Source organism: Streptomyces sp. NPDC051822 (assembly GCF_044452745.1).
Classification (GTDB): Bacteria; Actinomycetota; Actinomycetes; order Streptomycetales; family Streptomycetaceae; genus Streptomyces.
Genome location: NZ_JBITBZ010000010.1, coordinates 109,240 through 134,015, shown reverse-complemented (window position 1 = coordinate 134,015; position 24,776 = coordinate 109,240). Strand labels below are relative to the sequence as shown.

Annotated in this window: 23 protein-coding genes and 3 pseudogenes; 20 read left to right on the top strand and 6 right to left on the bottom strand. The window is 71.2% G+C overall.

Translation table 11 applies throughout. The annotated features are described in order from the left end of the window. Positions 1 to 204 precede the first annotated feature (204 nt). The 6 genes and pseudogenes from ACIA8N_RS27350 to ACIA8N_RS27325 all read right to left on the bottom strand — a co-directional run bounded on the left by ACIA8N_RS27350 (position 205) and on the right by ACIA8N_RS27325 (position 3,010). Entirely contained in the window at positions 205 to 471 is a 267-nt protein-coding gene (locus tag ACIA8N_RS27350) for a DUF4235 domain-containing protein (protein WP_365783990.1), read from the bottom strand. Continuing rightward, on the bottom strand, positions 468 to 956 hold the full coding sequence (locus ACIA8N_RS27345) for a DUF3618 domain-containing protein (RefSeq protein ID WP_365783992.1): 489 nt from the start codon (positions 954 to 956) through the stop codon (positions 468 to 470). The genes ACIA8N_RS27350 and ACIA8N_RS27345 overlap by 4 nt, the downstream gene beginning before the upstream one ends. Next, entirely contained in the window at positions 953 to 1,375 is a 423-nt protein-coding gene (locus ACIA8N_RS27340; RefSeq protein WP_365783994.1) for a phage holin family protein, read from the bottom strand. Before ACIA8N_RS27340 ends, ACIA8N_RS27345 begins: the two co-directional genes overlap by 4 nt. Positions 1,376 to 1,459: 84 nt before the next feature. Next, positions 1,460 to 1,648, bottom strand: coding sequence for a hypothetical protein (locus tag ACIA8N_RS27335; RefSeq protein WP_365784043.1), 189 nt, complete (start codon positions 1,646 to 1,648; stop codon positions 1,460 to 1,462). A gap of 20 nt (positions 1,649 to 1,668) precedes the next feature. After that, positions 1,669 to 1,842, bottom strand: a pseudogene (locus tag ACIA8N_RS27330) (phosphatase PAP2 family protein); the annotation flags it as partial. A 121-nt stretch (positions 1,843 to 1,963) separates the two neighbouring features. After that, positions 1,964 to 3,010, bottom strand: a complete 1,047-nt coding sequence (locus tag ACIA8N_RS27325) for a YihY/virulence factor BrkB family protein (protein ID WP_365784039.1) — start codon at positions 3,008 to 3,010, stop codon at positions 1,964 to 1,966. 369 nt (positions 3,011 to 3,379) lie between these two features. Here ACIA8N_RS27325 and ACIA8N_RS27320 point away from each other — a divergent pair, with 369 nt between their 5' ends. The 20 genes and pseudogenes from ACIA8N_RS27320 (at position 3,380) to ACIA8N_RS27225 (ending at position 24,753) form a co-directional block, all read left to right on the top strand. Next, entirely contained in the window at positions 3,380 to 4,180 is an 801-nt protein-coding gene (locus ACIA8N_RS27320) for an NAD(P)H-binding protein (RefSeq protein WP_365783996.1), read from the top strand. 79 nt (positions 4,181 to 4,259) lie between these two features. Beyond that, positions 4,260 to 5,078: an SDR family oxidoreductase gene (locus ACIA8N_RS27315; protein ID WP_365783998.1), complete on the top strand. Its 819-nt coding sequence runs from the start codon at positions 4,260 to 4,262 to the stop codon at positions 5,076 to 5,078. 168 nt (positions 5,079 to 5,246) lie between these two features. After that, the gene (locus ACIA8N_RS27310) at positions 5,247 to 6,941 is read left to right on the top strand and encodes a GMC family oxidoreductase (RefSeq protein WP_365784000.1); all 1,695 of its coding nucleotides are present in this window, start codon (positions 5,247 to 5,249) and stop codon (positions 6,939 to 6,941) included. Further along, a complete protein-coding gene (locus ACIA8N_RS27305; RefSeq protein ID WP_365784002.1) occupies positions 6,938 to 8,485 on the top strand; it encodes a patatin-like phospholipase family protein in 1,548 nt (515 codons plus the stop codon). The genes ACIA8N_RS27310 and ACIA8N_RS27305 overlap by 4 nt, the downstream gene beginning before the upstream one ends. Before the next feature lie 16 nt (positions 8,486 to 8,501). Continuing rightward, complete coding sequence (locus tag ACIA8N_RS27300; protein ID WP_365784004.1) at positions 8,502 to 10,406, top strand: hypothetical protein; 1,905 nt, start codon at positions 8,502 to 8,504, stop codon at positions 10,404 to 10,406. A gap of 238 nt (positions 10,407 to 10,644) precedes the next feature. After that, positions 10,645 to 11,271 (top strand): 2OG-Fe(II) oxygenase, encoded by a 627-nt coding sequence (locus ACIA8N_RS27295; protein WP_365784006.1) that lies wholly within the window; start codon positions 10,645 to 10,647, stop codon positions 11,269 to 11,271. Beyond that, positions 11,268 to 12,008: a hypothetical protein gene (locus ACIA8N_RS27290; protein WP_365784008.1), complete on the top strand. Its 741-nt coding sequence runs from the start codon at positions 11,268 to 11,270 to the stop codon at positions 12,006 to 12,008. The genes ACIA8N_RS27295 and ACIA8N_RS27290 overlap by 4 nt, the downstream gene beginning before the upstream one ends. A 59-nt stretch (positions 12,009 to 12,067) precedes the next feature. Then, on the top strand, positions 12,068 to 12,925 hold the full coding sequence (locus ACIA8N_RS27285) for a glycosyltransferase (RefSeq protein WP_365784010.1): 858 nt from the start codon (positions 12,068 to 12,070) through the stop codon (positions 12,923 to 12,925). Between the two features lie 163 nt (positions 12,926 to 13,088). Then, the gene (locus ACIA8N_RS27280; protein WP_365784012.1) at positions 13,089 to 13,466 is read left to right on the top strand and encodes an FKBP-type peptidyl-prolyl cis-trans isomerase; all 378 of its coding nucleotides are present in this window, start codon (positions 13,089 to 13,091) and stop codon (positions 13,464 to 13,466) included. A 25-nt stretch (positions 13,467 to 13,491) separates the two neighbouring features. Beyond that, the gene (locus ACIA8N_RS27275) at positions 13,492 to 14,343 is read left to right on the top strand and encodes an MFS transporter (protein ID WP_365784014.1); all 852 of its coding nucleotides are present in this window, start codon (positions 13,492 to 13,494) and stop codon (positions 14,341 to 14,343) included. 118 nt (positions 14,344 to 14,461) lie between these two features. Next, positions 14,462 to 14,838, top strand: a pseudogene (locus ACIA8N_RS27270) (AMP-binding protein); the annotation flags it as partial. A gap of 27 nt (positions 14,839 to 14,865) precedes the next feature. After that, complete coding sequence (locus tag ACIA8N_RS27265; protein WP_399416811.1) at positions 14,866 to 15,309, top strand: acyl-CoA synthetase; 444 nt, start codon at positions 14,866 to 14,868, stop codon at positions 15,307 to 15,309. A 304-nt stretch (positions 15,310 to 15,613) separates the two neighbouring features. Next, on the top strand, positions 15,614 to 15,763 hold the full coding sequence (locus ACIA8N_RS27260) for a hypothetical protein (RefSeq protein WP_365784016.1): 150 nt from the start codon (positions 15,614 to 15,616) through the stop codon (positions 15,761 to 15,763). A gap of 754 nt (positions 15,764 to 16,517) precedes the next feature. Further along, positions 16,518 to 16,931 carry a hypothetical protein gene (locus ACIA8N_RS27255; protein WP_365784018.1) on the top strand — a complete coding sequence of 138 codons (414 nt, stop codon included), beginning with the start codon at positions 16,518 to 16,520 and terminating at the stop codon, positions 16,929 to 16,931. Between the two features lie 18 nt (positions 16,932 to 16,949). Next, a complete protein-coding gene (locus ACIA8N_RS27250) occupies positions 16,950 to 18,473 on the top strand; it encodes a gluconokinase, GntK/IdnK-type (protein WP_365784020.1) in 1,524 nt (507 codons plus the stop codon). 32 nt (positions 18,474 to 18,505) lie between these two features. Then, positions 18,506 to 19,420: a cyclase family protein gene (locus ACIA8N_RS27245; protein WP_365784041.1), complete on the top strand. Its 915-nt coding sequence runs from the start codon at positions 18,506 to 18,508 to the stop codon at positions 19,418 to 19,420. A gap of 129 nt (positions 19,421 to 19,549) precedes the next feature. Further along, entirely contained in the window at positions 19,550 to 21,154 is a 1,605-nt protein-coding gene (locus ACIA8N_RS27240; RefSeq protein ID WP_365784023.1) for a GMC family oxidoreductase, read from the top strand. A 178-nt stretch (positions 21,155 to 21,332) separates the two neighbouring features. Continuing rightward, a pseudogene (locus ACIA8N_RS27235) lies at positions 21,333 to 22,171 on the top strand (SDR family oxidoreductase). 42 nt (positions 22,172 to 22,213) lie between these two features. After that, positions 22,214 to 23,695, top strand: coding sequence for a cytochrome ubiquinol oxidase subunit I (locus ACIA8N_RS27230; protein ID WP_365784025.1), 1,482 nt, complete (start codon positions 22,214 to 22,216; stop codon positions 23,693 to 23,695). Continuing rightward, positions 23,692 to 24,753, top strand: coding sequence for a cytochrome d ubiquinol oxidase subunit II (locus ACIA8N_RS27225; RefSeq protein ID WP_365784027.1), 1,062 nt, complete (start codon positions 23,692 to 23,694; stop codon positions 24,751 to 24,753). The genes ACIA8N_RS27230 and ACIA8N_RS27225 overlap by 4 nt, the downstream gene beginning before the upstream one ends. Positions 24,754 to 24,776: the final 23 nt, after the last annotated feature.

Genomic DNA, 24,776 nt, shown 5'->3' with positions numbered 1-24,776 from the left:
GCGCGGTCCACTCGTCCGCGCGTTCGACAGCCCGCCGCGCCTGGACCGCCGCGCCCCTGGCATGGAGCCGTCCGACTCACCACCAGGAACCACGACTCGTATGAGAGTTCGGCACGCCGGCACGGTAGCCGTGCCCCTGACAGGCACCGTGCCGGGAGCCGATGTCAGCACGCGGCATGCTCGCGGCCATGAACAAGGAGCAGTTCAGCCGGGCCAGGTGCCTGTCAGGCGACGGGTGGTGGTGGCGCCGGCCCGGTCGACGGCGGCCTTGACGACCGCGAAGATCGCGCCCTGCAGGGCGGCGGCGATCAGGACTTCCCGCCAGGTCCGGTGCTCGTCGGTGGCGTCGGGGGCGTCGTCGTCGTGGCCGATCATCTTCCACGCCTGCTTGAACGCCGCACCGGCGATCAGGCCGCTCGTGGCACCCAGCGTCAGGCCGACGGGCTTGTAGGCGATCTTGGATGCTTTCACCGGGACCTCCGGCTGCGGCGCAGGAGCAGGAAGGCGACGAACGCGACGGCCGCGGCGATCAGGGGGGTGCGGTTGGCCTTCGCCATGGTGGCGGCCGACTCGGCCTTCTCGCGGACCGGGTCCGGGGTCTTCTCGGCGGCGAGCTGTCCGGCGCGGGTCGCGGTGTCGCGTACCTGGGCCGCGGCGTGTGCGGCCGTGTCCAGGACCGGATCGGGGGTCTTGTCCTTGACCAGCTGAGCGGCGTGCGCCGCCTTCTCCCGGAGCTGGCCGCCGACCAGGGTGGCCTTCTCGGTGGCCTGCTCCTTGAACTCGGCGGCTTGTTCCTTGAGCTCGGCGGCCTTCTCCTTGGCCTGCGCCTTCACGTCGGCCTTGGCCGCCAGCGCCTCCACGGTCCGGCCGAGCTCGTCGCGGGTGTGCTCGACCCGCTCGCGCAGTTCCTCGGGAGTGAGCGCGGATTCCTTGCCGTTCTTGGAGTGGGTGCTCATCGGTGTGCTGCCTCCTTGATCTCGGCCACGTCGGCCTTGACGCTGTTGATGGCCTGCTCGGGTGCGGGGGTGCCGCCCTTGGCGATCTGCTTTCTCCCCGCCGCGGCCATCACGGCGGCGACGGCTGCCAGGAGGGCGGCGATGATCAGAGCCGAGCCCCAGACCGGCAGGAGCAGGGCGAGGGCTGCGATCATGGCGCCGACCAGCGCCTGCGAGGCCAGGAAGCCGACCAGGCCGGCCCCGCCGAACAGGCCGCCGCCCACACCGAAGCGTCTACCTTTCCGGGTCATCTCCGCCCGGGCAAGCTGCATCTCCTCACGGACCAGCTCCGAAATCTGCTGCGACGCCCGTGATACGAGGTCGCCCACCGATTCCTCGGTACTGCTGCCGTGGTTCGGGTGCCGTCCTACGGCGCTCATCTACTTTTCACCTTCTCCGTATGCTTGGTGCGTTCGGTGCGTTCGGTGCGATGGCTGCACGATGGCCGCCGCCGTTCGTGTCGCCTACCCCGCGAGCAGCCGGTCACGCGACCACGACTCAGGTCGTCCCCAGGCGCGGATGAGCAGGCGGGGCGTCGCCCGTACGAGGGTGGTCGCGGCCATGCCGATGGCGGCGCCGGCCTCGACGTCGGAGGGGTAGTGCCGCCGCTGTGGACCCGCTCGATCGCCGCCAACGTCATCGGCACGGCGCACGCGGCACCCGCCCACGGCCAGGAGGGCGCGACGGCAGCCGTGAACGCGACGGCGGCCGCGGTGTGCCCGGAGGGAAACGAAGAGCTGTCAGGCCGGTCCTCGACATCGTCGTGCGAAATCCACTCCTTCGGCGGCCGACGCCGCTTCACGAGCTGCTGCGCGACCCCGTTGGAGAACAGTTCCGCCGCCGCCATGCTTACGATCCCGACGGCTGCGGCTCTACGACCCCGCCATCCGCCGCATGCCGCCATGGCCACCGCGGCGGCCCACCACACGTCGCGCCCCTTGCCCGCCCGCGGCCCCTTCACGCCGTGATCACTCCAAGCGCCGGCGGTCTTCGTCGCTCCACTTGCGGGTGTCCCGGGGCTCGACGTAGGGCTCCTTGTCCTCCGGGTGCCCGCCGGCGACCGCACGCTGACGGGCCATCTCCGCGTCGAACTCCAGGCCCAGGAGGATCGCCAGATTCGTGATCCACAACCACACGAGAAAGATGATCACTCCGGCGAGGGTGCCGTACGTCTTGTTGTAGGAGCCGAAGTTCGCGACGTAGAGCGCGAAGCCTGCCGAGGCGATCATCCAGATCACCAGCGCCAGGAAACTGCCGGGGGTGACCCACTTGAACCCGCGGCCCTTGGCGTTCGGCGCCGCCCAGTACAGGATCGCGATCATGATCGTGACGAGCAGGACCAGGACCGGCCACTTCGCGTACGACCAGACCGTCAGCGCCGTGTCACCGATGCCGAGGGCGGCGCCCGCCTGCCCGGCCAGGCTTCCGGTGAAGACGACGATCAGCGCGCTGACCACGGCCAGGACCAACAACGTGATCGTCAGCGCCAGCCGCAGCGGCAACACCTTCCACACCGGCCGCCCCTCCGGCATGTCGTAGACGGCGTTCGAGGTCCGGATGAACGCGGCCACGTATCCGGAGGCCGACCACACCGCCACGGCCAGACCCACGATCGCCAGGAGCGAGCCGACACCCGCATTGCCCTGGAGCTGCTGGACCGCGTCGCTGATCACATCGCGGGCCGAGCCGGGCGTCATTTTCTGCAGGTTGTCCAGCACCTGCTTGGTCGTCGACTCGCCCGCGATGCCGAGCAGCGACACGAGCACCAGAAGGGCCGGGAAGAGGGCCAGCACGCCGTAATAGGTCAGAGCCGCGGCCCGGTCGATGAGCTCGTCGTCCTTGAACTCCTTCAGAGTGCCGCGCAGCACCGCCGTCCATGACCGTTTCGGCATGTCGGAGAGCTGATCCGGAGCCCGGTCCTCGACCTCCTCATCGAGACCCACCCTGCCGTGCCCGCCGACGCCCGCAGTGGGCTCGCGATCGTCACCATGATCGGATTTCGGTGTACGTGTCATACCCGGCGGCTTTCCAGTCACGTCCGCCCCATGCACCGCCAGAGCCGGCGGGATGGGCGGGTGGCGTGCGACCCCGACAGCCCGGTCGGCGATCAGGCAGACCGTGCCCGCAAACCCCTTGTTCGATCGACGACTCCAGCAGGCAAGCCCCCGCCTCCGCGAGCAGATCCGCCAACAGGCGACTCGGTATGTCCGCAGGAGTGGGGATGGTCCTGGCGTCGACCCGGCGAAGAAGCGGGTTTCCGCCCGTCAGCGCCTTCGCTCGGGCCGCTCAGAGCAGGCGCTTGCGGGCGCTGTACGTGCCGGTGGGACGCCGCGGTGGGACAGTGGAGCAGGGGACCGCCGTGCTCGATCCCGGAGGTGCTGCCGATGGACACCGTGCTGGTCACGGGTGGTACGGGGCATCTGGGACGGAGTGTGGTCGCGCGGCTGAAGTCGTCGCACCGGGTGCGCGTGCTCGCCCGTTCGCCGGGACCGGATCCCGATGTGGAGTGGATCCGAGGAGACCTCGCTGCCGGCCAGGGGGTCACGGCGGCCGTGTCCGGGGCCCAGGTGGTCGTTCACGCAGCGACGCTCTCCCCCGCCGCCAGGCGCGGTTTCCTCCTGCCCGTCGACTTCTGGCGCAGCCCGCCCGAGGTCGACGTCGACGGGACCCGCCGCCTGCTCGACGCGGCTGTCCGGGCCGACGTGACTCACTTCGCCTATGTGTCCATCGTCGGCGTCGACCGGGCCCGCGTCCCGTACATGCGCGTCAAACACACCGCCGAGGAGCTGGTACGAGCCGGGCAGGTGCCTTGGTCGATCCTCCGAGCCACCCAGTTCCACTGGCTGACCGACCGGATGCTGGGCAAGGCGGCCCGGCTGCCCGTCGTGCCGTTGCCCAGCGATCTGCGGACCCAGCCGGTGGACTCGCGCGACTTCGCGGACTACCTGTTCAGACGCCTCGCCGAAGGTCCCGGCGGGCAGTGTGAGGACTTCGGAGGGCCTGAGGTGCTGACGCTCGGCGAGCTGCTCGCGACGTGGCAGCAGTTCCGCGGCAGGCAGCGACGGGCTCTGCGTATCCCGGTACCGTCCGCGGTCGAGCGGGCGGCCCAGTACCTGACCTGCCCCGACGGCAAGCGGGGAACCGTCACCTGGGCCGAGTGGCTGCGCACCCACCCGCCGGAGTGAGCCACCGGCGTGGGGACGGGGGCACGCCTAAGATCACCGGGTCGGGGACGGCCGGCGAGACACGGGAGAGGCGGCGGACATGGCGGACGAGCGCGTGTACCTGGTGACCGGGGGCGGAACGGGGATCGGGGCCGCCACCGCGCGTTCGCTGGCCCGGGCGGGACACAGGGTGGCGGTGTCCGGGCGCCGCCCCGAGCCCCTGCGGCTGGTCGCCGAGGAGATCGGCGCCCTGCCCGTACCGTCGGACATCGGGGATCCCGCCGCCGTGGCCTCGCTCGTCGAGACGGTGGTCGGCACGTACGGGCGGCTCGACGGTCTGGTGCTCAACGCCGGCATCGGGCGGGGCGGCGGGGTGGGCGAGGTGACCATGGAGGACTGGGACGAGGTCATGCGGACCAACCTCACCGGTCCGTTCCTGCTGCTGCGCGCCGCGCTCCCTCATCTGCTGGACGCCCGCGGCGCCGTGGTCGCGGTGGCCTCGGTGTCCGCCCTGCGCAACGGCGTCGGGAACGCCGCCTACGCCACCTCCAAAGCGGCGCTGCTCCAGCTGTGCCGCTCGCTCGCGGTCGACTACGGGGGCGCGGGGCTGCGCGCCAACACCGTGTGCCCGAGCTGGGTGCGCACCGACATGGCCGACCGGCGGATGAGCCGGTTCGCCGAGGAGGCGGGCCTGGGCGGGGACGGTCTGGAAGCGGCGTACGAGGAGGTGACCCGGGTCCTGCCCGCCGGGCGGCCCGGTGAGCCGCACGAGGTCGCGGAGGCCATCGCCTGGCTGCTGTCACCCGCCGCCTCTTTCGTGAACGGTGCGACACTCACCGTCGACGGCGGCGCGACCGCACTCGACCCGGGCACCCTCGGCTTCGAATTCCGGCTGGAGCCACGCGCGCCCCGGGCCTGACCGACAGTCAGGGCCGCTCGGGAGCGAGCCGCGTCGGTGCTGACCGACGCTTCGACATGCGCTTCACCACACGCGGGTGAACCATGGAAAGAGGTCGCGCGTGCGGCAGCCGCAGACGAGGGAGAAGTCAGGCAGCTGTTCCGGCTCCGATCTCCAGAGGTGGCGAGCGTGGACGTTTTCGATGCCGTCGTCGTCGGTTCGGGTTTCGGCGGGGCCGTGACGGCGTTTCGCCTGGCCGAGGCCGACCTGAGCGTATGCGTCCTCGAAAGAGGGAAGCCGTTTCCGCCCGGGTCGTTTCCCCGGAGCCCCCACGAGGCGGCCAAGAACTTCTGGGACCCGGATTCCCGGTTGTACGGGATGTACGACATGTGGAGCTTCTCGCAGATGGACGCGCTCGTCTCCAGCGGGCTGGGCGGCGGGTCGCTGATCTACGCGAACGTGCTGATCCGCAAGCCGGAGAGCTGGTTCGTGCACGAGTCGTTCGACGGCGGCTACGAGAACTGGCCCGTCACCCGTGACGACCTCGATCCGCACTACGGATCCGTCGAGACCACGCTGGGCGGGCGCGCATACCCCTTCGACGTGGAGCCCTACCGGAGCACGCCCAAGACCCTCGCCATGCGCCGGGCGGCCGAGCGGCTGGGTCTTCCGTGGGAACTTCCGCTGCTGGCCGTCTCCTTCGGGGATCCGCCGGTGCCCGGCGCCCCTCTCGACGGCGGCGAGGACAATCTGCACCACAGCCCGCGCTACGCGTGCAGGCTCGTCGGCGAATGCGACCTGGGCTGCAACTTCGGCAGCAAGAACAGTCTCGACTTCACCTACCTCAGCGCCGCGGACCGGCTCGGGGCCGACATCCGGACCCTCTGCGAGGTCCGCTCGTTCGAACCGGTCCGAGAGGGCTTCCAGGTCTCGTACATCGAGCACCGCGCAGCCGGCGACGAGGATCCGTCGGCTCCTCCCGTACGGCGGACCGTCAGGGCCAGGCGGCTGGTCCTCTCCGCCGGCACGCTCGGCACGACCTATCTGCTGCTGCGGAACCGCAGTGCCTTCCCCGCGCTCAGCCCGGCCCTCGGCACACATTTCTCCGGGAACGGGGACTTCCTGGGGCTGGTGCTCAAAGCCCGGGAGAGGCGTGAGGACCGGTCAGGGGAAGAGGAGGCGGTGCCGCATCTGATGGAGCCGAGTCTCGGGCCGGTCATCACGAGTGCGATGCGGGTGGACCGCAAGGGAACCGGCGAGAGGGACCGGGGGTTCTACATCGAGGACGCAGGGTACCCGCAATTCCTCAACTGGCTCGTCGAGCACAACGTCCTCACGATGTCCGACCGGGTCGCGAGATTCCTGCTGCGCCGAGGGTGGTCGCAGCTGACCGGTACCGCACGCAGCCGTGTGGGGCGACAGCTCGGTGACGCCATGGGCAAGGGGCTGTTCACCGCGACGTCCCTGCCGCTGCTCGGCATGGGAAGGGACGTACCCAACGGCCGGATGTTCCTCCGGGACGGGCATCTGGACCTCGACTGGAGACTGGCCGCGTCCGACCAGTACTTCGACCAGATGAACGCGACCATGGAGCGCGTGTCCCACAGTCTCGGCGGACGCTACGCGGCGAATCCCCTGTGGCTGCTCAACCGCCTCATCACCGTGCATCCCGTGGGCGGCGCTCCGATGGGGCACTCCGCGAGGGAGGGCGTCGTGGACTCCTTCGGCCGTGTGTACCGCTACCCGGGACTGTCGATCGCCGACGGCTCGGTGCTGCCCGGCCCCGTCGGCCCGAACCCCTCGCTCACCATCGCCGCGCTGGCCGACCGGTCGGCCCTTCGCATCGTCGAGGACCACCGGCAGAACTCTGAGAGCCCCTCATGACGACCGGACAGGGCACCACGCCCCGCAGTGGATCCCCGCGCAGGTCCCTCCTCCTGGCCGGCGGCGGGCTGAAGGTGGCCTACCAGGCCGGCGTCCTCCAGGTCCTGCTCGACGAGGCCGAGTTGACCTTCGACCACGCCGACGGCGCCAGTGGGGGCGTGTTCAACCTCGCGATGTACTGCCAGGGGATGTCCGGGCGCGAGATCGCGGACAACTGGCGCACGCTCTCTCCGCTGAAAGGCGTCACCCCGAACTGGCGCGAGTTGCCGAAGGGGCCCTACGCCCGTTCCCTCTTCACCCTGGACGGCTACCGGCGTCGCGTCTTCCCGGACTGGGGCCTGGACTGGGAGCGGATACGGGCCACGGACCGTGAAGCCACCTTCACCCTCTACAACTTCAGCGCCAACGAACTGGAGCCGGTGACCGCCGACCGCATGGACGAGGACCGGTTCTGTGCCGGGGTGGCGCTGCCCATGTGGTTCCCTCCGGTCGTCATCGACGGGCAGACGTACATCGACCCGGTCTATCTGACCGACGCGAACGTCGAGGAGGCGATCCGGCGGGGCTGCGACGAACTGTGGATCATCTGGACGGTCAGCCGAAGGCACCGCTGGCGCGACGGCTTCGTGGCCAACTACTTCCACATCATCGAGACGACGGCCAACGGCCGGCTGCAGGAGTGGCTGCGCCGGATCGAGGCCAGCAACGCCGCCATCCGCGACGGGGAGGAGGGAGAGTTCGGGCGCCCGATCGAGGTCCGGCTGCTGAGTGGCGAGGTCCCCTTGAACTACCTCATCAACTTCAGCCGCGACCGTTTCGCCCAGGCCGTGGAACTCGGAGTCCTGCACGCGCGCCGCTGGTGCACGGACCAGGGGATCCCCTGGAAGCCCGGGGCACCTCCCGGCCGCCCCGACGACCCGACCCGTATGCGCTTCACCGAACGCATGGTCGGCCGTGTCGTCTTCGGGGAGGACGACGCCCGGCAGGCCGCCTCCTCGACGGGCGGCGCCTCCGCTGACATCGCCCTGCACCTGACCGTCGACATCGGGGGAATGGACCGCTTCCTCTCCGGTCCCGAGCACGAGGCCGAGTTGCGCGGAGAGGTCCTCTGCCAGGAGCTGGGCGGGCGCCTTCCGGTCGAGCGCGGAACCTTCCACCTGTTCGTGGAGCACTCCGACCCGCAGCACCTGCGGATGCGCTACCGCCTGTTCTTCAGCGACCGGGCCGGTCACCGGCTCACCCTCAGCGGGTACAAGGACGTCAGCGAGGACTCGCGCAGGGGGATCTGGAAGGACACATCCGTCCTCTACACGCACATCTACCGTGGTCACGTCGACGCCGACGAGGAGTCCGGAGCCCGGTCGGTGGCCGCGGGCAGCGTTCACATCCGCCCCGCCGACTTCCTGAAGCAACTCACCACCTTCCGGGTCGAGGCGCCGACGCTGCGCGGCAGGGTGACCACCATGGGACGGTTCGGGCAGTTCTTCCTCGGCAAGCTGTGGGACGTGTACGCGCAGAACGTCCTGCCCTGGTCCCCGCTGTGACCGAGGAGGAGCCTGAATGGACGCCCGAACGGACGCCGGAATGGACTTCCATGAGCTGCGCAGACGCGCGGACGAGCTCCGATTCATTCCGCAGGAGCCGGTGCGCTGGCTAGCGCCGAAGGAGCTGGCGCGTACGGCGGTCAAGGTCTGCCTGGCCTCTGTCTTCGCCGGCTACTCGGACAAGCGGGAGATCCAGGGCGCGCTGGAGGCCGGTCTCCTGCGGGCGCCGTTGGCCGATCCCGACGCGGAGGAGATCTGGATCGATTTCGTCGCGGACCTCGGCGACGGATTCGAGGCGACGGCGTCGGTGGCGTCCGCCCTGGGGGCTGACCGACTCGCCCTCCACGGGCCCGGCTCGCTCCCCCGTGGGTCGCTGCTCGTCCTCGGCGGGGACCAGGTGTACCCGGTGGCGTCGGCGACCGCCTACGAGGACCGGATGAAAGGGCCCTACCGCGCGGCGCTCCCGTCGGCGCCGGACGAGCCGCTCATGGTCGCGCTGCCGGGCAACCACGACTGGTACGACGGACTCACCGCGTTCCTGCGGATGTTCGCCCAGGAAAGCGAGATCGGCGGCTGGCAGACCCGGCAGACCCGGAGCTACTTCGCCGTGGAACTGCCGCAGCGCTGGTGGCTCGTCGGGCTGGACAGCCAGCTCGGCACCTACTTCGACGATCCGCAGCGGCGCTACTTCGAGACCCACCTCTCGCCGCGGCTGCGTCCGGGTGACAGCGTCATCGTCTGCTCGGCCGAGCCCACCTGGGTGAGGAGCGGCGAGAGGCCCGACGCCTTCAACTCCCTGCACTGGTTCGACCGCAACATCGTCCGGTCCCGCTTCGACCGGACGACCCGGAAACACGAGGAGACGGGCGCCTCGATCCGCTTGTGGCTGACCGGGGACAAGCACCACTACGCCCGCTACGCGGAGCGGCTGCCGGATGACGAAGCCGGGGCAAGGGCCGCGCCCGGTGCCGACGACGGGGCCGGGGCGGGGGCCGACGACGCGCTGCCCCCGGACCCCCGGCGTCGCCAGATGGTGACGTGCGGCCTGGGCGGCGCGTTCCTCTCGTCCACCCACAGGCTCCCGAAGGCCCTGCCCCTGCCGCCGGCCACCTCACGGATGTGGAAGAAGGACCACCCGCCGACGGCGTTCGCCCTCGCCCAGCACACGTACCCGGACCCGGCGGAGTCCCGCTCGCTCGCCCGTGCGATCGCCAAGCCCTGGTCGCGGTACTGGCTCCCGCGGCGCAACCCCGGATTCGCCGTCCTGGCCGGGGCGGTACAGATGGTGCTCGTCCTGATCGCGAGCGGTGCGTTCGCGCTGGCCGAGGGCCGGCACAATCCCGTCGGGGCCCTGCGGAGCGCCGGCGCCGACGACCTGCTCGGCCTGCTCTGCACGAGTGCCGCCCTCTTCGTCCTGCCCTTCGTGATCGGTTGCTGGAGGGGGCTGTTGCGCGAACGGCGCCCCAGGGCGCCGTCCGGTCCGGTCGTGGCCGTGCTGTTCCAGGCGGCGGTCGCCGCCGCGGCCCTGGCCGTCACCGTCGCCATCGCCCGGTCGATCCCGTCCTCCTGGAACGGCTTCGTGTTCCTGGCGATCCTGCTGGTCGTCGCCGCAGTGATGGGCGCTTCCCTCGGCTCCCAGCTCTTCGCCCTGTGGGTGCTGTGGACGAACCGGGGCCTGGTCGCCGAATGGCAGATGTCCGGGCAGTCCATCGAGGACCACAAGGGCTTCCTCCGGATGCACCTCGCACGGGACGGCACGCTCACGCTCTACCCGCTGGCACTCGACGGGACCTGCCGCAACTGGAGGTTGGCCGAGGTCGCGGACAAGGAGGGCGTGTGGAAGCGTCCGGTGCCCGTGCCGGCTCCGACCGTGCGGCTCATCGAGGATCCCGTCGTGATCGCGCGGCACGGTCAGGGGTGACCGCGAGGAGGCACCGGACCGGGCTCGGGTCGCGCCCGGACGGACCGTACTGCGGACAGGGCGGCGTGCCGGCGGGCGATGCCCGAGGGGGCGATCGGGGGCGGGGCGATCGGCGTACGCCTGTGTCGGCGTACCCGTCGGTCGGGCTAGTCCGGCGTGCGGGTCGCGGTGGCCGGCGCTTGTCTGGAGGAGTCTCGTGCCACCCCATGAGACGTACGCGACCGGGAGGCGCCACGACATGCAGCCCCAGTTCAGGACGCAGAACATCGCGTCGGCCGGTGGATTCCTCTCGGTCGCCGAATGCGCCGACCTCATCCGGGCCATGGCGCAGGCGCCGCGGGAGCCGGCCCAGATCGTGCGCGCGGGCGAATCGATCCTGGACGAGTCGCTGCGCCTGTGCTTCGACCACCACTTCCCGGAGGAGTTCAAGCGCCGCATCGGCGAACGCATGACGTCCTATTTCGTCGACCACCGCGCGGAGTTCGACTCGAAAGCGGACTATCTGTACGGCCCGTACTTCATGTCGTACGAAAAGGGCAGCTACTTCCGCGCGCACCGGGACGTGGCCAATCACAAGGACGATCCGCCCCGGCTGGCCGCCCATCGGTGGTCGCTGCTGCTCTACCTCAACGGGCGCGACGGCAGGCAGACCCTGCCGACGTTCGACGGCGGCGCGCTCACCGTCTACGAGACCGACCCCGGCCTGCGCGACCGCCGGGTGGTCGTCGTGCCCGAGCCCGGCATGCTGCTGTTGTTCCGGTCCTCCCTGATGCACGAGGTGGCGACCGTGCGCGACGGCACGCGGTACGCGGTCGCGGGGTGGATGTCCAGTGCAGACTCCCCCGCCCTCGGAGGCCGGCGATGACCCACCACTCCCCCGCGAACGAGTCGGTCCGGATGACGGTGACGAAGGAACCCGACGTCGAGACGCGGACCGCGCTCGCCGCGTTCTGCCGCCGCAACGGGTTTCCCTACCTCTACTCCGAGATCCTCGAACCGCTGTTGTCCCGGGACGGCCTGGTGCTTGCGCTGGCCACGACGGAGCGCCCGTGGCCGCCCAAGGGCATCGGGTCGCAGACCGTCGAGGCCGTGGGCGTCGCCATGATCGGCAGCGAGAACCGGGCCCATCTCACCCCCGTCCTGACGGACCGGCGCAACGCCACCAACATCGGCCTCGTCGGCGCCCTGACGAAGCAGCTCCTTGAGCACCTGCGCGAGGCGAACGTGACGTCGGCCGGATATCTGGTCCGACAGGGCGACCGGGCCCTTGAGCGCGCGCTCGAGCAGGCCGGCTTCAGCGAGGCCGACTTCCAGTCGTCCACCGACTTCGCCGACTACCTGGAATTCTCCGCGGAACCGCAGAAGGTGCTCGACGCGCTCAGCCTGGGCCGGCTGAGGCTCGGCGACCTGCTGGCACTCGGCCTGGACGGCGGCGAGCTCGACCGGCTGAGCTCCTACCACTTCACGCTGAGCGCCGGGCTCACGGCCTACCTGCAGGACTCGATCCGGTACGCGGCCGTGCTGCCGGGCCTCATCGACCTGATCGCCACGTCTCCTCCCGGAGGAGTTCCGCCCGGCACGCCCGGCCCCCCGCTGGAATGACCCGCACGGCGTCCGGAGCGGCGCGGGGACCTCTTGGGCGGCCGGTGACCGTTTCGCTGGTGATCGCGAGCCTCGACGAGGGCACGGAGCTGCACGAGACCCTGAGGTCCGTGTTCGCCGGGTCGGATGTCCCCGACGAGACCATCGTCGTCGACGACGGCGGCACCGACGGCAGTTGTGCCGCCCTGGAGCGGGAGGAGTGGCGCGCGCGAGGGGTCGTGGTACGCCGCATCCCGCGCAGCGGCGTCGCGGCGGCCCGCAACGCGGGCGCCCGGCTCGCCCGGGGCACGCACCTGCTGTTCCTGGACGCGCACTGCCGGCTGGAGCGGGACTGCCTCGGGCGGCTGCGGGCCGCGCTGGCCGCCGGACCCGATGCCGTCCTCGCACCCGCCCTGCGCGACTTCGGCGGCACCGCGCTGGGCTGCGGCGCCCGCCTGATCGACGCCGGCCTGCGGGTGCGCTGGCTGCCGCCGGGGCCGGACGGCGCCCCGTACCCGGTGCCCATCGCGCCGGGCGGCTGCCTGGCGGTGCGGCGGGCGGTGTTCGAGCGGCTGGGCGGCTTCGGAGCCTTTCGCGAGTTGGGGCTCGAGGACGTCGACTTCAGCCTGCGGGCGTGGCGCGCCGGGATCGACGTGCTGGCCGTCCCTTCGGCCCGGTTGGAGCACCGGTTCCGCCCGTACCCGCCCTACCGTCTCAGCTCCGCGAGCCGCGCGTACAACGTGGCACGGGTGGCCCTCGTCCATTTCGACGGCTCGCGCCGCGAGGAGTGCCTGCGCAAGGTGATCGGTACGCCCAGGGCCGCGGAGGTGCTGGTCGAGGCGTTCGCCGGTGACTGGGAGGTACAGCGGGGCGCCGTCGCGGCAGCGAGTGTGCGCTCCGCGGAGGCGTTCTTCGAGAGGTTCGGCGACTGGAGGTGAGGCCTGCCCTGCGTGCGCTGCGCGGCCCGTGGGCGCCCATGGAGCGACCTGCCGGGCCTCGCCCTGGCAGCGTTCTCGGTAGCCTGATCGTCGATGCGTGGAGTGACCACGCGCGCCCGGCTGGTCCGTACGAAGGATTCCGGCGAAGAGTGATGAGGCTGCGATGAGTGAACTGACGAAGCCCGAGATCGAACGGCCGGCGGGTGGCGCTCCCGAGGAGCTGACGATCCGGGACCTCGTCGTCGGGGACGGGCCCGAGGCGAAGCCGGGCAGGGTCGTCCGGGTTCATTACGTCGGGGTCACCTTCGAGTCGGGAGTGGAGTTCGACGCCTCCTGGGACCGGGGCGAGCCGTTCAAGTTCGCCGTGGGCGGTGGCAGGGTCATCAAGGGCTGGGACCGGGGAATCAGGGGGATGAAGGTCGGCGGTCGGCGCGAGATCATCGTTCCCCCGCGCCTCGGCTACGGCAACCAGTCCCCGTCGCCGTCGATCCCGGCGGGTTCCACCCTCGTCTTCGTGGTGGACCTGCTCTCGGTGGTCTGAGGAAGTCCTGGCGGTGTAGGACCTGTTGACAACGGAAACGTGGGTCCCCGCCGCCCATGGCCTCACCTGGGTCATCCAGAACCACGGCTGGCGCTCCGCCCTCTGGGTGGTCGCGGGTGTGGGTGTCGTGTGGGCCGCGGCCTGGTTCGTGTGCGGCGCGGACGGCCGGTACCGCGACGCCGAGGCCGACGCCGGTGCCGGTGCCGGTGCCGCCCAAGCCCCCGCGTCCGCCAAGTCCCGGGCCTGGCCCGCGTACCGGCGCGTCTTCGCCAGCCGTACCTGGATCGGCACCACCCTGGCGTACTTCACCAGCTACTGGTGCGTGGCCCTCATGCTGGTGTGGATGCCGTCCTACCTGAAGAACGGCCTCGGCCACTCCTCCGCGACCGCCGGCACCCTGGTCGCCCTGCCCTGGGCACTCGGCGCTGTGGTCCTGCTCGGTCAGGCCGCGCTGACCGGGTGGCTGATGCGCCGCGGCGTGGGCAGCCGCTGGGCGCGCGGCCGCGTCGGCGCGGGTCTGCTGTTCCTCGGCGCAGTGTGCTGCCTCGCCGTTCCCCTGGCCGACGGCACCGGAGCGAAGACGGCGCTGCTCGTCGTCGGCTGCGGGCTCGGCGGTTCCTTCGCGACCGTCGCGATCACCACCGTCGCCGAACTCGCCCCGGCCGCACGGCGCGGCGGCGCCCTCGGCACGATGAACGCCGTGGTGACGACCACCGGCCTGATCGCCCCGACCCTCGTGGGCCGCATGGTCGACAGCCAGGGCACCTCCGGCTACCAGCACGCCGTCGCTCTGTCCGCCGTCCTGCTCCTGCTCGGCGCCGTCGCCGCCTTCACCCTGATCGATCCGGCGCGCGACGCGGCTCGCACCAGCGCCTGACGCCTCGGCCGCCTGCCCCGCCCCGTACATCAGCCCCGTACTCCCACCGATCCACGCCGACCGGCGCCCGCCGTCCAAGGGCCTGCCGCTATTCCACACCTTCGGCCTGGTCGTGGCGATGAACACCGCCGTCACCGTCGGCGCCCGCCTCACCCTGCTCCCCCGCTTCGAGCCCGCGCACGCGCTGCGGACCATCCAGGAGCGCCGGGTCACCTTGCTCGCGGGTGTGCCGACGATGTACGCGGCCCTGCTCGGCACCCACGCCCAGGAGCCCGACGCCTACGACGTCTCCACCCTGCGCATGTGCGTCTCCGGCGGTGCCTCGCTGCCCGTCGAGGTCCTGCACGGCTTCGAGAAGGCCTTCGACTGCCTGGTCCTCGAGGGCTTCGGCATGTCCGAGACCTCTCCCGTCGCCTCCTTCAACCACCCGGACCGGCGCGCAAGGCCGGAACGGTCGGCACGCCGATCGAAGGCGTCGAGCTGCGGCTCGCGGACGTCGTCGACGGGGTCGGTGAGCTGTGCGTGCGCGGACACAACGTCATGAAGGGGTACTGGGGCCGGCCGGAGGCCACCGCCGAAACGGTGAAGGACGGCTGGCTGCACACGGGCGACCTGGCGCGCGTCGACGAGGACGGCTACTACTCCATCGTCGACCGCAAGAAGGACCTCGTGATCCGCGGGGGCTACAACGTCTACCCCCGGGAGATCGAGGAGGTCCTGTACGAGCACCCGGCCGTCGCCGAGGCCGCCGTGATCGGGCTGCCCGACGACGCGCTCGGCGAAGAGGTCGCCGCCGCCGTCGCGCTGCGTCCCGGCGCCGAGGCGACCCCCGAGGAGCTGCGGGACTTCGTGCGCGGTCAGGTCGCCGCGTACAAGTACCCCCGGGTGGTCTGGATCGTCGACACGCTCCCCAAGGGCGCCACCGGCAAGATCCTCAAGCGCGAGATCGCGGCCACCCGCCCCTGACCGGAGGGGCTTCGCCCAGTGGCCGGCCGCGTCCCCGCCGGCCTCATCACCCTGGACGTCCCCAAGGCCCTGAACCCTCTCCCGGAAACGCCCTGACACAGCCCGACGTGGAACAGCTCACCCATATAGTCCTCCGCCGGCGGAGCGTCGGCCGCGGGACTGGTCCAAGGTCGAGGACCGCCTGGGGACCACCCTGCCGGAGGACCTCAAGGACCCCGTCGACACCTACGGCGGGGGCGTCTTCGACGAGACGATCTGAGTCCTGGAGCGTGACTGCGCCGACCCCGACCACGACCTCCTGGCCGTGGCGGAGGAGCGCGCCGAGGTGCTGGCCCGGCTGTGGCAGATCGGTCCCGAGCCCCGTCCCGAGCAGCTGGAGGCCGACGGAGCGGGGCTGCTCCCCTTCGCGTACGACCACGCCTCCGATCCCGACTACGAGATCCTCGGCGGCTGACAGGCCGGGGCACGGCACGGACGTGTGAGAGCCGTCGTCCGCCCACCGGCCCGCTACCTCTTCCGGGAGCAGGACGGCGACCACCGCCCGTACCGTTCTGGTCTTGTCCCTGCTGTACTTCGAAGTCGACGGCGGCGGGGCCGCCGCCCGTGCCCACCGCCTCCCACCGTCAACGTCCTCCCCTCGAACGAGGCCGTCGCCCGGTGACGAGAGCCGGTCACGTGCGCAGGGGTTCCGCCCAGCCGTTCCGTACGGCGTGGGCACCCAGCTGCCTCCGGGTGTGCTGCTGGTCATCGCGGCCCGTTGTCGACGTCGGCGCGCGACAGCGCGAGCAGGTCCGGGAGAAGGACCGCGGTGGTCTTCGGCCGTCCGACCAGCGCCCTGTAGACGCGCTCGTCATCGGCGATCGACTCTCTTCCGCTTGCTGCAGCGGAGAGTATGCGCAGGCGGCAGAGCGTGAGAAGCCCCTGATGGGAGGGGGTGCGGGGGAGAAGGGCGCCTCATGACGGCAAGTCCTCGCCAGGGCAGACGTCTGCCGGCCGTGAACCTCGCGATTCCGACGGAAGGGCTCCGTACGGACGCGGGTCCGCGATCCGATCGCTCCGGCAGGGCACGTGCCGGACGTCGGGGCGACACCGGGCCGGCCGGGTCCCCTCGTCCTGCCGACGTGCGTCGGCGGACGAGGGGCGTCAGATTGGAGGTGTCCGGTCCACCGGACGAAGACGCCTCGGGGCAGACGACGGAGGAACCTGTCATGACGACCCCCACGAGCGCACCCGGTCGACGGGAAGCCACACACAGCAGCGGCTGGCTGGTGTTCGCCGCCGTCATCATGATCTTCAGCGGTGTCATGACACTGCTCGGAGGCATCTCGGCCATCGCCGAGGACGACGTGTTCCTGGCCACGCGCAACTACGTCTACGAGCTCGACCTCACAGGCTGGGGCTGGATCCATCTCGTCCTGGGCCTCGTGATCGCGCTCACCGGCGCCGCCCTGTTCAGCGGTGCCACGTGGGCCCGGGCCGTGGGCGTCGGGCTGGCCGGTCTCAGCATGATCGCCAACTTCATGTGGCTTCCCTACACGCCGTGGTGGGCGCTGTTGCTCATCGCCATCGACGCGCTCATCATCTGGGGGCTGTGCGTCGCTCCGCGGCCCGCGAGGGACTGACCTGCGGAACCCGGACCCGTGGTGACCGAGGCAGCGGCGGGGGGACCGCGGATGGTGCTCGTCGTCGGCGTGTCCGGATCGGGCAAGTCGACGGTGGGGCGGCTTCTGGCCGAGCGGCTGGGCTGGGAGTACCAGGACGCGGACGCGTTCCACTCCGAGGCCGGCCGCGCCAGGATGGCCGCCGGGCGCCCCCTCACGGACAGCGACCGGGGGCCGTGGCTGGACGCGATCGGGGAGTGGATGGCCCAGGCCCTCGCGGCCGGCCGGCGGGCCGTCGTCGCCTGCTCGGCTCTCAAGCGTGCCTACCGGGACAAGCTGTTGGCAGGACGTCCGGGCGTTCTCCTGGTGTACCTGCACGGCTCACGCGAACTGCTGAAGTCACGGCTCGCCGGGCGGAGAGGGCACTTCTTCCCCGCGAACCTGCTGGACAGCCAACTGGCGGTTCTCCAGGAGCCGGAGCCCGACGAGCACCCGCTGACGGTGGAGATCGACCAGTCCCCGGAGGCCGCCGTCGCAGCGGTGCTGTCGGTGATGCACGGGGAGGCCGCCGCCGGAGGAGCCGCGGCCGGGCGGGACGACGAGCGGGCCGTGCACGCCGTCGCGGGCGCCGGCCCTGCCGCGTCGTCCAGTCCCACGGGCGCCTCATGGCGGTTGGTCCGGGGGGACCAGAGCGCGGTCGTGGTCGGGCTGGGCGGTGCCCTGCGCGACTACGCCGTGCGCGGCCGCCCGGTGCTCGACGGCTTCTCCGCGGGGTCCGCCGTCACAGGCGGGCGCGGGCAGCTGCTCGTCCCCTGGCCGAACCGCGTGGGCGGCGGGCACTACCGCTTCGGCGGCAGGAGCCTGCAGCTCCCCCTGACCGAGGTGGACAAGGGCAACGCGATCCAACGACTGCTTCGCTGGGCCCTGTGGAGGCCGCTCGCCCGCACCGACGACTCGGTGGTGCTCGGCACGACGCTCTGCCCCCAGCCCGGCTACCCGTTCCTCCTCGATGTCCGCGTCACGTACCGGTTGGAACCGGGCGGACTCAGTACCGCCGTGCACGCCACCAACACCGGTACGGAGCCCGCGCCGTACGGAGTGGGGCAGCATCCCTACCTGACGGTCGGCACCGGCCTCGTCGACAGCGCGGTGCTGACCGTTCCCGCCCGGTACTTCCTGCGTGCCGACGACAGTGGACTGCCCCTCGGCCGGGAGTCCGTCGACGGCACTCCGTACGACTTCCGCGTCGCCCGACCGATCGACGATCTGAGACTGGACACCGCGTTCACCGGCCTCGACCGCACCGCCGACGGCCGGGCGACCGCGCGGCTTGCGCATCCCTCCGGACGCCACGGCGTCGACCTCTGGCTCGGAGAGGGCACCCGGTACGTGCAGGTCTACACGGGCGACACTCTGGCCGGGCCCGAACGGCGGCGGGGCGTCGCCGTGGAGCCGATGTCCTGTCCGCCGGACGCCTTCCGCAGCGGCACCGACCTCACCGTCCTGGAACCGGGCGCGGCCCATGTGCTCCGGTGGGGCCTGAGCCCCTGGGGGTACGCGTGACACCGCCCGTCGAGCCGCCGGCGGCGAGCGCCATGACCGCGCGTGACTTCCGGGAGCTCTACGAGCGCCTGCGCGGACGGACGCCGCCGGCGGTGGAGGGCCGGTGCGGGGCACTGCGCCATCTGACTGCCGAGCGGGTGGCAGCGGCCGCCGGGGAGGTCCGCATCGGGCAGACGGTGTCGCTGGCGGCTCCCATCGAGACCGTACGGGGTCCCGACGACCCCGAGCCGGCGGTGCACCGGATGACCGGGCCCCGCCCGGGCGACACCGGCTCGGACGCGCTGCACTTCGCCACGGACCGCTTCGCCATGAACGTGCACGGCGACGCGGACAGCCACCTCGACGCCCTCTGCCATGTCATCTTCCGCGACGAGCTGTACGGAGGCGCGCCCGCGAGCACCGTGACGGCCGAGGGCGCCCGCAGGCTCTCCGTGGACCTGCTCGCCGACGGCATCGTCGGCCGGGGCGTCCTGCTGGACGTCCCGGGGTTGCGCGGCGTGCCCTGGCTGGAACCGGGCGACCATGTGACCCTTGACGACCTGACGGCCGCCGAGGCCGCCCAGGGGGTCCGCGTCGGAGCGGGCGACCTGCTGTTCGTCAGGGTGGGGCATCGCCTCCGGCGCACGGTGCTCGGGCCGTGGGACACGGCCGCGGCACGGGTGGGCCTCCACCCGAGCGCCGTGGAGTTCCTGGCCGAGCGGGAGATCGCGGCCCTGGGAGGAGACGGCAACAACGACACCGCGCCCAGCGCGGTTCCGGACGTCGGATTCCCCGTACACGTCCTGGCCATTCACGCCCTGGGCATCCATCTCATGGACTACCTGCGGTTCGAGGACCTCGTCCCGGCCTGTGCCCAGGCCGGCCGATGGAGCTTCCTGTGTGTGGTGGCTCCCCTGCGCCTGACCGGAGGCACCGGCTCGCCGGTGAACCCGATCGCGGTGCTGTGAACCGGCCCCCGCCCACGGGGCGCCGACCGGGTCGCCGTCCACGGGGAAGGCGGCTACTTTCGAGGAGGGTGGGACCGCTGGAGCCTCTCGCCCAGCGGGGCGCCGGGCGCCTGACAGCAGGTCGGGGCCATGATCCCAAGGACGGTGGTCGCCGTGGGCGACGCCCCTCACTACGACGTCGTCATCATCGGCACCGGTGCCGGCGGCGGAACCCTCGCCCATCGCCTCGCCCCTTCGGGAAAGCGCGTCCTCCTCGTCGAGCGAGGCGGCTACCTGCCGCGGGAGCGGGACAACTGGGACTCGACGGCCGTTTTCGTCAGGGGCAAGTACCGGGCCCCGGAGTTCTGGCTCGACAAGCACGGCACCGAGTTCCCGCCCGAGGTGAACTACTACGTCGGCGGGAACACCAAGTTCTACGGGGCCGCCCTCTTCCGGCTGCGTCCCGAGGACTTCGGCGAACTGCGGCATCACGGCGGCATCTCTCCCGCCTGGCCGATCCGGTACGAGGACCTGGAGCCGTACTACACCGAGGCCGAGCACCTCTACCTCGTCCACGGACGGCATGGCGAGGATCCCGGCGAGGGGCCCGTCAGCGCGCAGTACGCCCATCCGCCCGTGGAACACGAGCCGCGGATCCAGCGGCTGAGCGACGACCTGGAGAAGCGTGGCCTGCACCCGTTCCACCTGCCGATCGGCGTCAACCTGAGCCAGGAGGACGGAGGACGGCCCACCCACTCCAGCGTCTGCATCCGGTGCAACCGGGTCGACGGCTTTCCCTGTCTGGTCCGCGGCAAGTCCGACGCCGAGGTGATCTGTGTCGAACCGGCCCTGGAACACCCGGGCGTCGAGATGGTCACCCACACCCGGGTGGTGCGTCTGGAGACCGACGACGGCGGACGCCGTGTCAGCGCGGTCGTCGGCCGGCTCCCCGACGGCTCGGAGGTCCGGTTCACCGCGGACGTGGTCGTCGTCTCCTGCGGGGCGGTCAACTCCGCCGCACTGCTCCTCGCCTCGGCGAACGACCGTCATCCGCGGGGTCTCGCGAACAGCTCCGACGTGGTCGGCAGGTTCTACATGCGGCACAACAACCTGGCCCTGATGGCGGTGTCCAAGGAGCCCAACGACACGCAGTTCCAGAAGACCCTGGCCCTGCACGACTGGTACCTCGGCGCGGACGACTGGGACTTCCCGCTGGGCGGCATCCAGATGCTGGGCAAGTCGGACGCCGAGCAGATCCACGGCGAGGCGCCGCGGTGGGCCGGGGCGGTGGCACCCGACCTGCCGTTCGAGGTTCTGGCCCATCACGCCGTCGACTTCTGGCTGTGCGGTGAGGACCTGCCGCTGGCGGAGAACCGGGTCACCCTCGACGGCGACGCGCGCATCCGGCTCGCCCTCGACGAGAAGAACAACGTCGAGGGCCTGAAGCGCCTGAGGCACAAACTCCAGGGCATGCTGGGCCACCTGGGCATGCACGAGCACCACCTGCTGTCCCACAGCATCTATCTGCACAAGGGCATGCCGATCGGGGCGACGGCACACCAGGCGGGGACCGTGCGCTTCGGCACCGATCCCGCCGACTCGGCGCTGGACGTGAACTGCAAGGCCCACGATCTCGACAACCTGTACGTCGTCGACACGAGCTTCTTCCCCAGCATCGGCGCGGTCAACCCGTCCCTGACGGCCATCGCCAACGCGCTCCGGGTCGGCGACCACCTCCTGGCCCGGCTGGGCTGAGGCCGGGGCCTGGGCCGAGGTCACTGGTCCGTCCGGGCGAAATGCCGGACACAACGGCCCAACAGCGATCCGGAGGGGATGCCGGGCGTCTCGTGTGGTGATTGCGTGACGCTGCCCGGCCGGGCGCCGGGCCGGCACCGGGGTCGGCGCGACCGCGCCGCGAGGAGGGCGGAACGACATGGATTCCACGGTGGGAGCACCGCAGGGTGTGATCCCGGCGAGCTTGCTGCACGGTCAGAAGGCGCTGGTGACCGGTGCCAACTCGGGCATCGGCAAGGCCACGGCGATCGCCTTGGGCCGGGCCGGCGCCGACGTGGTCGTGAACTACGTGGCGGATCGCGAGGCCGCCGAGGAGGTGGCCGCGGAGATCGCCTCCTTCGGGGTGCGCTCGGCGGCGTACGAGGCGGACGTGTCCCAGGAGGACCAGGTCGTCGCCATGACGGACCGTATGGTGAAGGAGTTCGGCACCGTCGACATCCTCGTGGCCAACGCGGGACTGCAGCGTGACTCCTCGTTCACGGAGATGACGCTCGCCCAGTGGCAGAAGGTCATCGACGTCAATCTGACCGGGCAGTTCCTCTGCGCGCGGGAGGCGACCAAGGAGTTCCGGCGCCGGGGCGTGGTCCCCGGGTGTCCCGCTCCGCGGGGAAGATCATCTGCATGAGTTCGGTGCACCAGGTCATCCCCTGGGCGGGTCACGTGAACTACGCGTCGTCCAAGGGCGGCGTGCAGATGATGATGCAGACCCTGGCCCAGGAGCTCGCGCCGGAGAAGATCCGCGTGAACGCGGTCGCCCCGGGGGCGATCAAGACGCCGATCAACCGCTCGGCCTGGGAGACGCCCGAGGCGCAGAAGGACCTTCTGCGGCTCATCCCGTACGACCGGGTCGGGGAACCCGACGACATCGCCCACGCCGTCGTCGCGCTCGCGTCCGACCTCATGGACTACGTGGTGGGAACCACCCTGTACGTCGACGGCGGCATGACCCTCTTTCCCGGCTTCGCCACGGGCGGATGACGCCTTTCCGGCCCTTCACCCACCCGCACGACGAAGGCGCGCATGTCCACCTCGTTCCACCTGCTGGCGGATGCGCCGGCCCAGCTCCTGCCCGCTCGGGAGCTCATGGCCTTCACGCTGGCCTCCCACATCATCCTGGTGCCCCTCGGTGTGGCGTTCCCCTTCGTCACCCTGGTGATGCACTACCGCGGGCTGCGCCTGAAGGACGCCACGGCACTGCTCCTGGCCCGGCGCTGGTCCGCCGTCATGGCGGTCCAGTTCGCCCTCGGAATCGTCACCGGCACGGTGCTGTCGTTCGAGTTCGGACTGCTGTGGCCCGGCCTGATGGGACGGTGGGGTGACGTCTTCGGCATCGGGTTCGGCGTCGAGGCCTGGGCGTTCTTCCTGGAGGCCGTGCTCATCGCCATCTACCTGTACGGGTGGCGGAGGCTGAAGCCGCGGACGCACTTCCTCCTCGGGCTGCCCCTGCCGTTCGCCGCCCTGCTGGGAGCGTTCGGCATCCTGGCCGCCAACTCGTGGATGAACACCCCTCAGGGCTTCTCCCTCGACTCCGAGGGCAACCCGGTCGACGTGGACGTCTGGAAGGCGATCTTCACGCCGATGTTCGGGCCGCAGTACTGGCACTTCGTCGTGGCGATGGTCATCACCGCGGGCTTCATGGTGGCCGGTGTCTACGCCACCGGCTGGCTGCGCGGCCGTCGGGACCGCTACCACCGGCTGGGCTTCACCGTGCCGTTCACCATCGCCGCCGTCGCCACACCGGTGCAGCTCGTCCTCGGCGATGCCATGGCCCGGTCGGTGTTCCACGAGCAGCCGGTGAAGTTCGCCGCGATGGAGATCGTCTGGAAGACCGACACCCGCGTACCGGAGTACCTCTTCGGAAGGCTGAACGAGGACGGCACCGTCTCGGGCGGCATCAAGATCCCGCTGCTCGACTCGGTCCTGGCCGGCTTCAGCCCGGACACCGAGGTGGTGGGTCTGACCTCCGTCCCGGCGGACCGGCGCCCCACGGCGACGCAGGCGACGATCGCCCACTGGGCCTTCGACATCATGGTCCTCATCGGGTCGGCGCTGGTCCTGCTCGCCCTCTGGTACGGATTCGTCTGGCTGCGGCACCGCCGCCTGCCCGTCTCGCCGTGGTTCTACCGATCCGCCGCCTGCGCCGGTGTGGGTTCCGTCGTGGCCGTCGAGTGCGGCTGGATCGCCACCGAGGTCGGCCGCCAGCCCTGGATCGTCTACCAGAACATGCGGGTCGCCGAGGCCGTGACCTCGACCCGTTCCACCACCCTGTGGATCATGCTCGGGGTGGTGATGGTGGTGTACGTGTTCCTCTTCGGCTCGTTCCTCGTCGTCCTGCTGAAGATGCGCACGCGCTGGCGGCTCGCCGACGAGCAGCAGGCCACGACGGCAGGTGGCCACGCCCCCGAGACCGAAATCCCCTACGGGCCCCGGACCTCGCTGACCGCTGGCGACGTGCCCGTCGCAGGACCCGGCTCCGGCCGGCCCGGGGGTGACGGCCCGTGACCGCCGCGGACCTCATCGCCGTGGTGCTGCTCCTGGCCGTGACGGCGTACGCCTGCGCGGGCGGCACGGACTACGGCGCCGGCTTCTGGGACCTGACGGCCGGAGGGACCGAGCGCGGCCGGAGGCCCCGGTGGCTCGTCGACCACGCCATGGGTCCCGTCTGGGAGGTCAACAACGTCTGGCTGGTCTTCGTCCTCGTCATCATGTGGACCGGCTTCCCCGTCCTGTTCCAGACCGTGTTCACCGCGATGTGGCTCCCTCTCGCCCTGGCCGCGGTGGGCATGGTCCTGCGGGGCGCGGGCTTCGCGCTGCGCAGACCCACCCGGCAGCTCGCAGGCCGGCGCCTGTACGGTGCCGTGTTCGCCTCGGCCTCGGTCGTCACACCGTTCCTCCTCGGCGCCTCCGTCGGCGCAGTCGCCTCGGAACGCGTGGCTCCCGGCACGGAGGCGTCGGCGGACGTCTGGACCAGCCCCACCTCCCTCGTCTTCGGACTGGTCGCCGTCGCGACCACGGCTTTTCTCGGAGCGGTGTTCCTCACCGGGGACGCCCGCAGGTTCGACGCGCCGGATCTGGTCGGCCACTTCAGACGGCGGGCGCTGGGCAGTCTCGGCGCCCTGACCGTCCTTGCGGTGGTCACCGGGTTCGTCACCCACGAGGACTCCCCCTACGTGTGGCGCGGGCTCACCCAGGGGCCGGGGCTGTTCTTCGTCGTCGTGGCCGGAGCGTCCGCCCTCGCGACCGCCTGGCTGCTCCTTCGGACGCCCGGGGCGTGGGTGCGCGTCACCGCGGTCGGAGTCGTCGCGTCCGCCGTCATCGCCTGGGGCATGGCGCAACGCCCCTACCTGCTCCCCACCTCGCTGACCGTGGCCGACGCCGCGGGCGCGTCTTCCACGCTGACGTGGCTGGCGATCGTGACCCTGGTGGCCCTGGTGGTCGTCGTACCGGCCGTCGTCCTCCTCTACTGGCTGGACGCCCACGGCGAGTTGGAGGAGCTCACCGACGCGGAGCTGCGGAGGGCAAGCGGCACCGCGGGTGAGGGATCGTTGCGCGACGACTGACCGTCCCCTCCTGTCCGCCCGAC

Bases quoted from the DNA above. Each gene is read 5' to 3' on its own strand.
- ACIA8N_RS27280 (WP_365784012.1), top strand. From the start codon at position 13,089: ATGAGTGAACTGACGAAGCCCGAGATCGAACGGCCGGCGGGTGGCGCT.
- ACIA8N_RS27315 (WP_365783998.1), top strand. From the start codon at position 4,260: ATGGCGGACGAGCGCGTGTACCTGGTGACCGGGGGCGGAACGGGGATC.
- ACIA8N_RS27340 (WP_365783994.1), bottom strand. From the start codon at position 1,375: ATGAGCGCCGTAGGACGGCACCCGAACCACGGCAGCAGTACCGAGGAA.
- ACIA8N_RS27345 (WP_365783992.1), bottom strand. From the start codon at position 956: ATGAGCACCCACTCCAAGAACGGCAAGGAATCCGCGCTCACTCCCGAG.
- ACIA8N_RS27230 (WP_365784025.1), top strand. From the start codon at position 22,214: ATGTCCACCTCGTTCCACCTGCTGGCGGATGCGCCGGCCCAGCTCCTG.
- ACIA8N_RS27305 (WP_365784002.1), top strand. From the start codon at position 6,938: ATGACGACCGGACAGGGCACCACGCCCCGCAGTGGATCCCCGCGCAGG.
- ACIA8N_RS27255 (WP_365784018.1), top strand. From the start codon at position 16,518: ATGACGACCCCCACGAGCGCACCCGGTCGACGGGAAGCCACACACAGC.
- ACIA8N_RS27245 (WP_365784041.1), top strand. From the start codon at position 18,506: ATGACCGCGCGTGACTTCCGGGAGCTCTACGAGCGCCTGCGCGGACGG.
- ACIA8N_RS27240 (WP_365784023.1), top strand. From the start codon at position 19,550: ATGATCCCAAGGACGGTGGTCGCCGTGGGCGACGCCCCTCACTACGAC.
- ACIA8N_RS27325 (WP_365784039.1), bottom strand. From the start codon at position 3,010: ATGACACGTACACCGAAATCCGATCATGGTGACGATCGCGAGCCCACT.
- ACIA8N_RS27300 (WP_365784004.1), top strand. From the start codon at position 8,502: ATGGACGCCCGAACGGACGCCGGAATGGACTTCCATGAGCTGCGCAGA.
- ACIA8N_RS27290 (WP_365784008.1), top strand. From the start codon at position 11,268: ATGACCCACCACTCCCCCGCGAACGAGTCGGTCCGGATGACGGTGACG.
- ACIA8N_RS27320 (WP_365783996.1), top strand. From the start codon at position 3,380: ATGGACACCGTGCTGGTCACGGGTGGTACGGGGCATCTGGGACGGAGT.
- ACIA8N_RS27295 (WP_365784006.1), top strand. From the start codon at position 10,645: ATGCAGCCCCAGTTCAGGACGCAGAACATCGCGTCGGCCGGTGGATTC.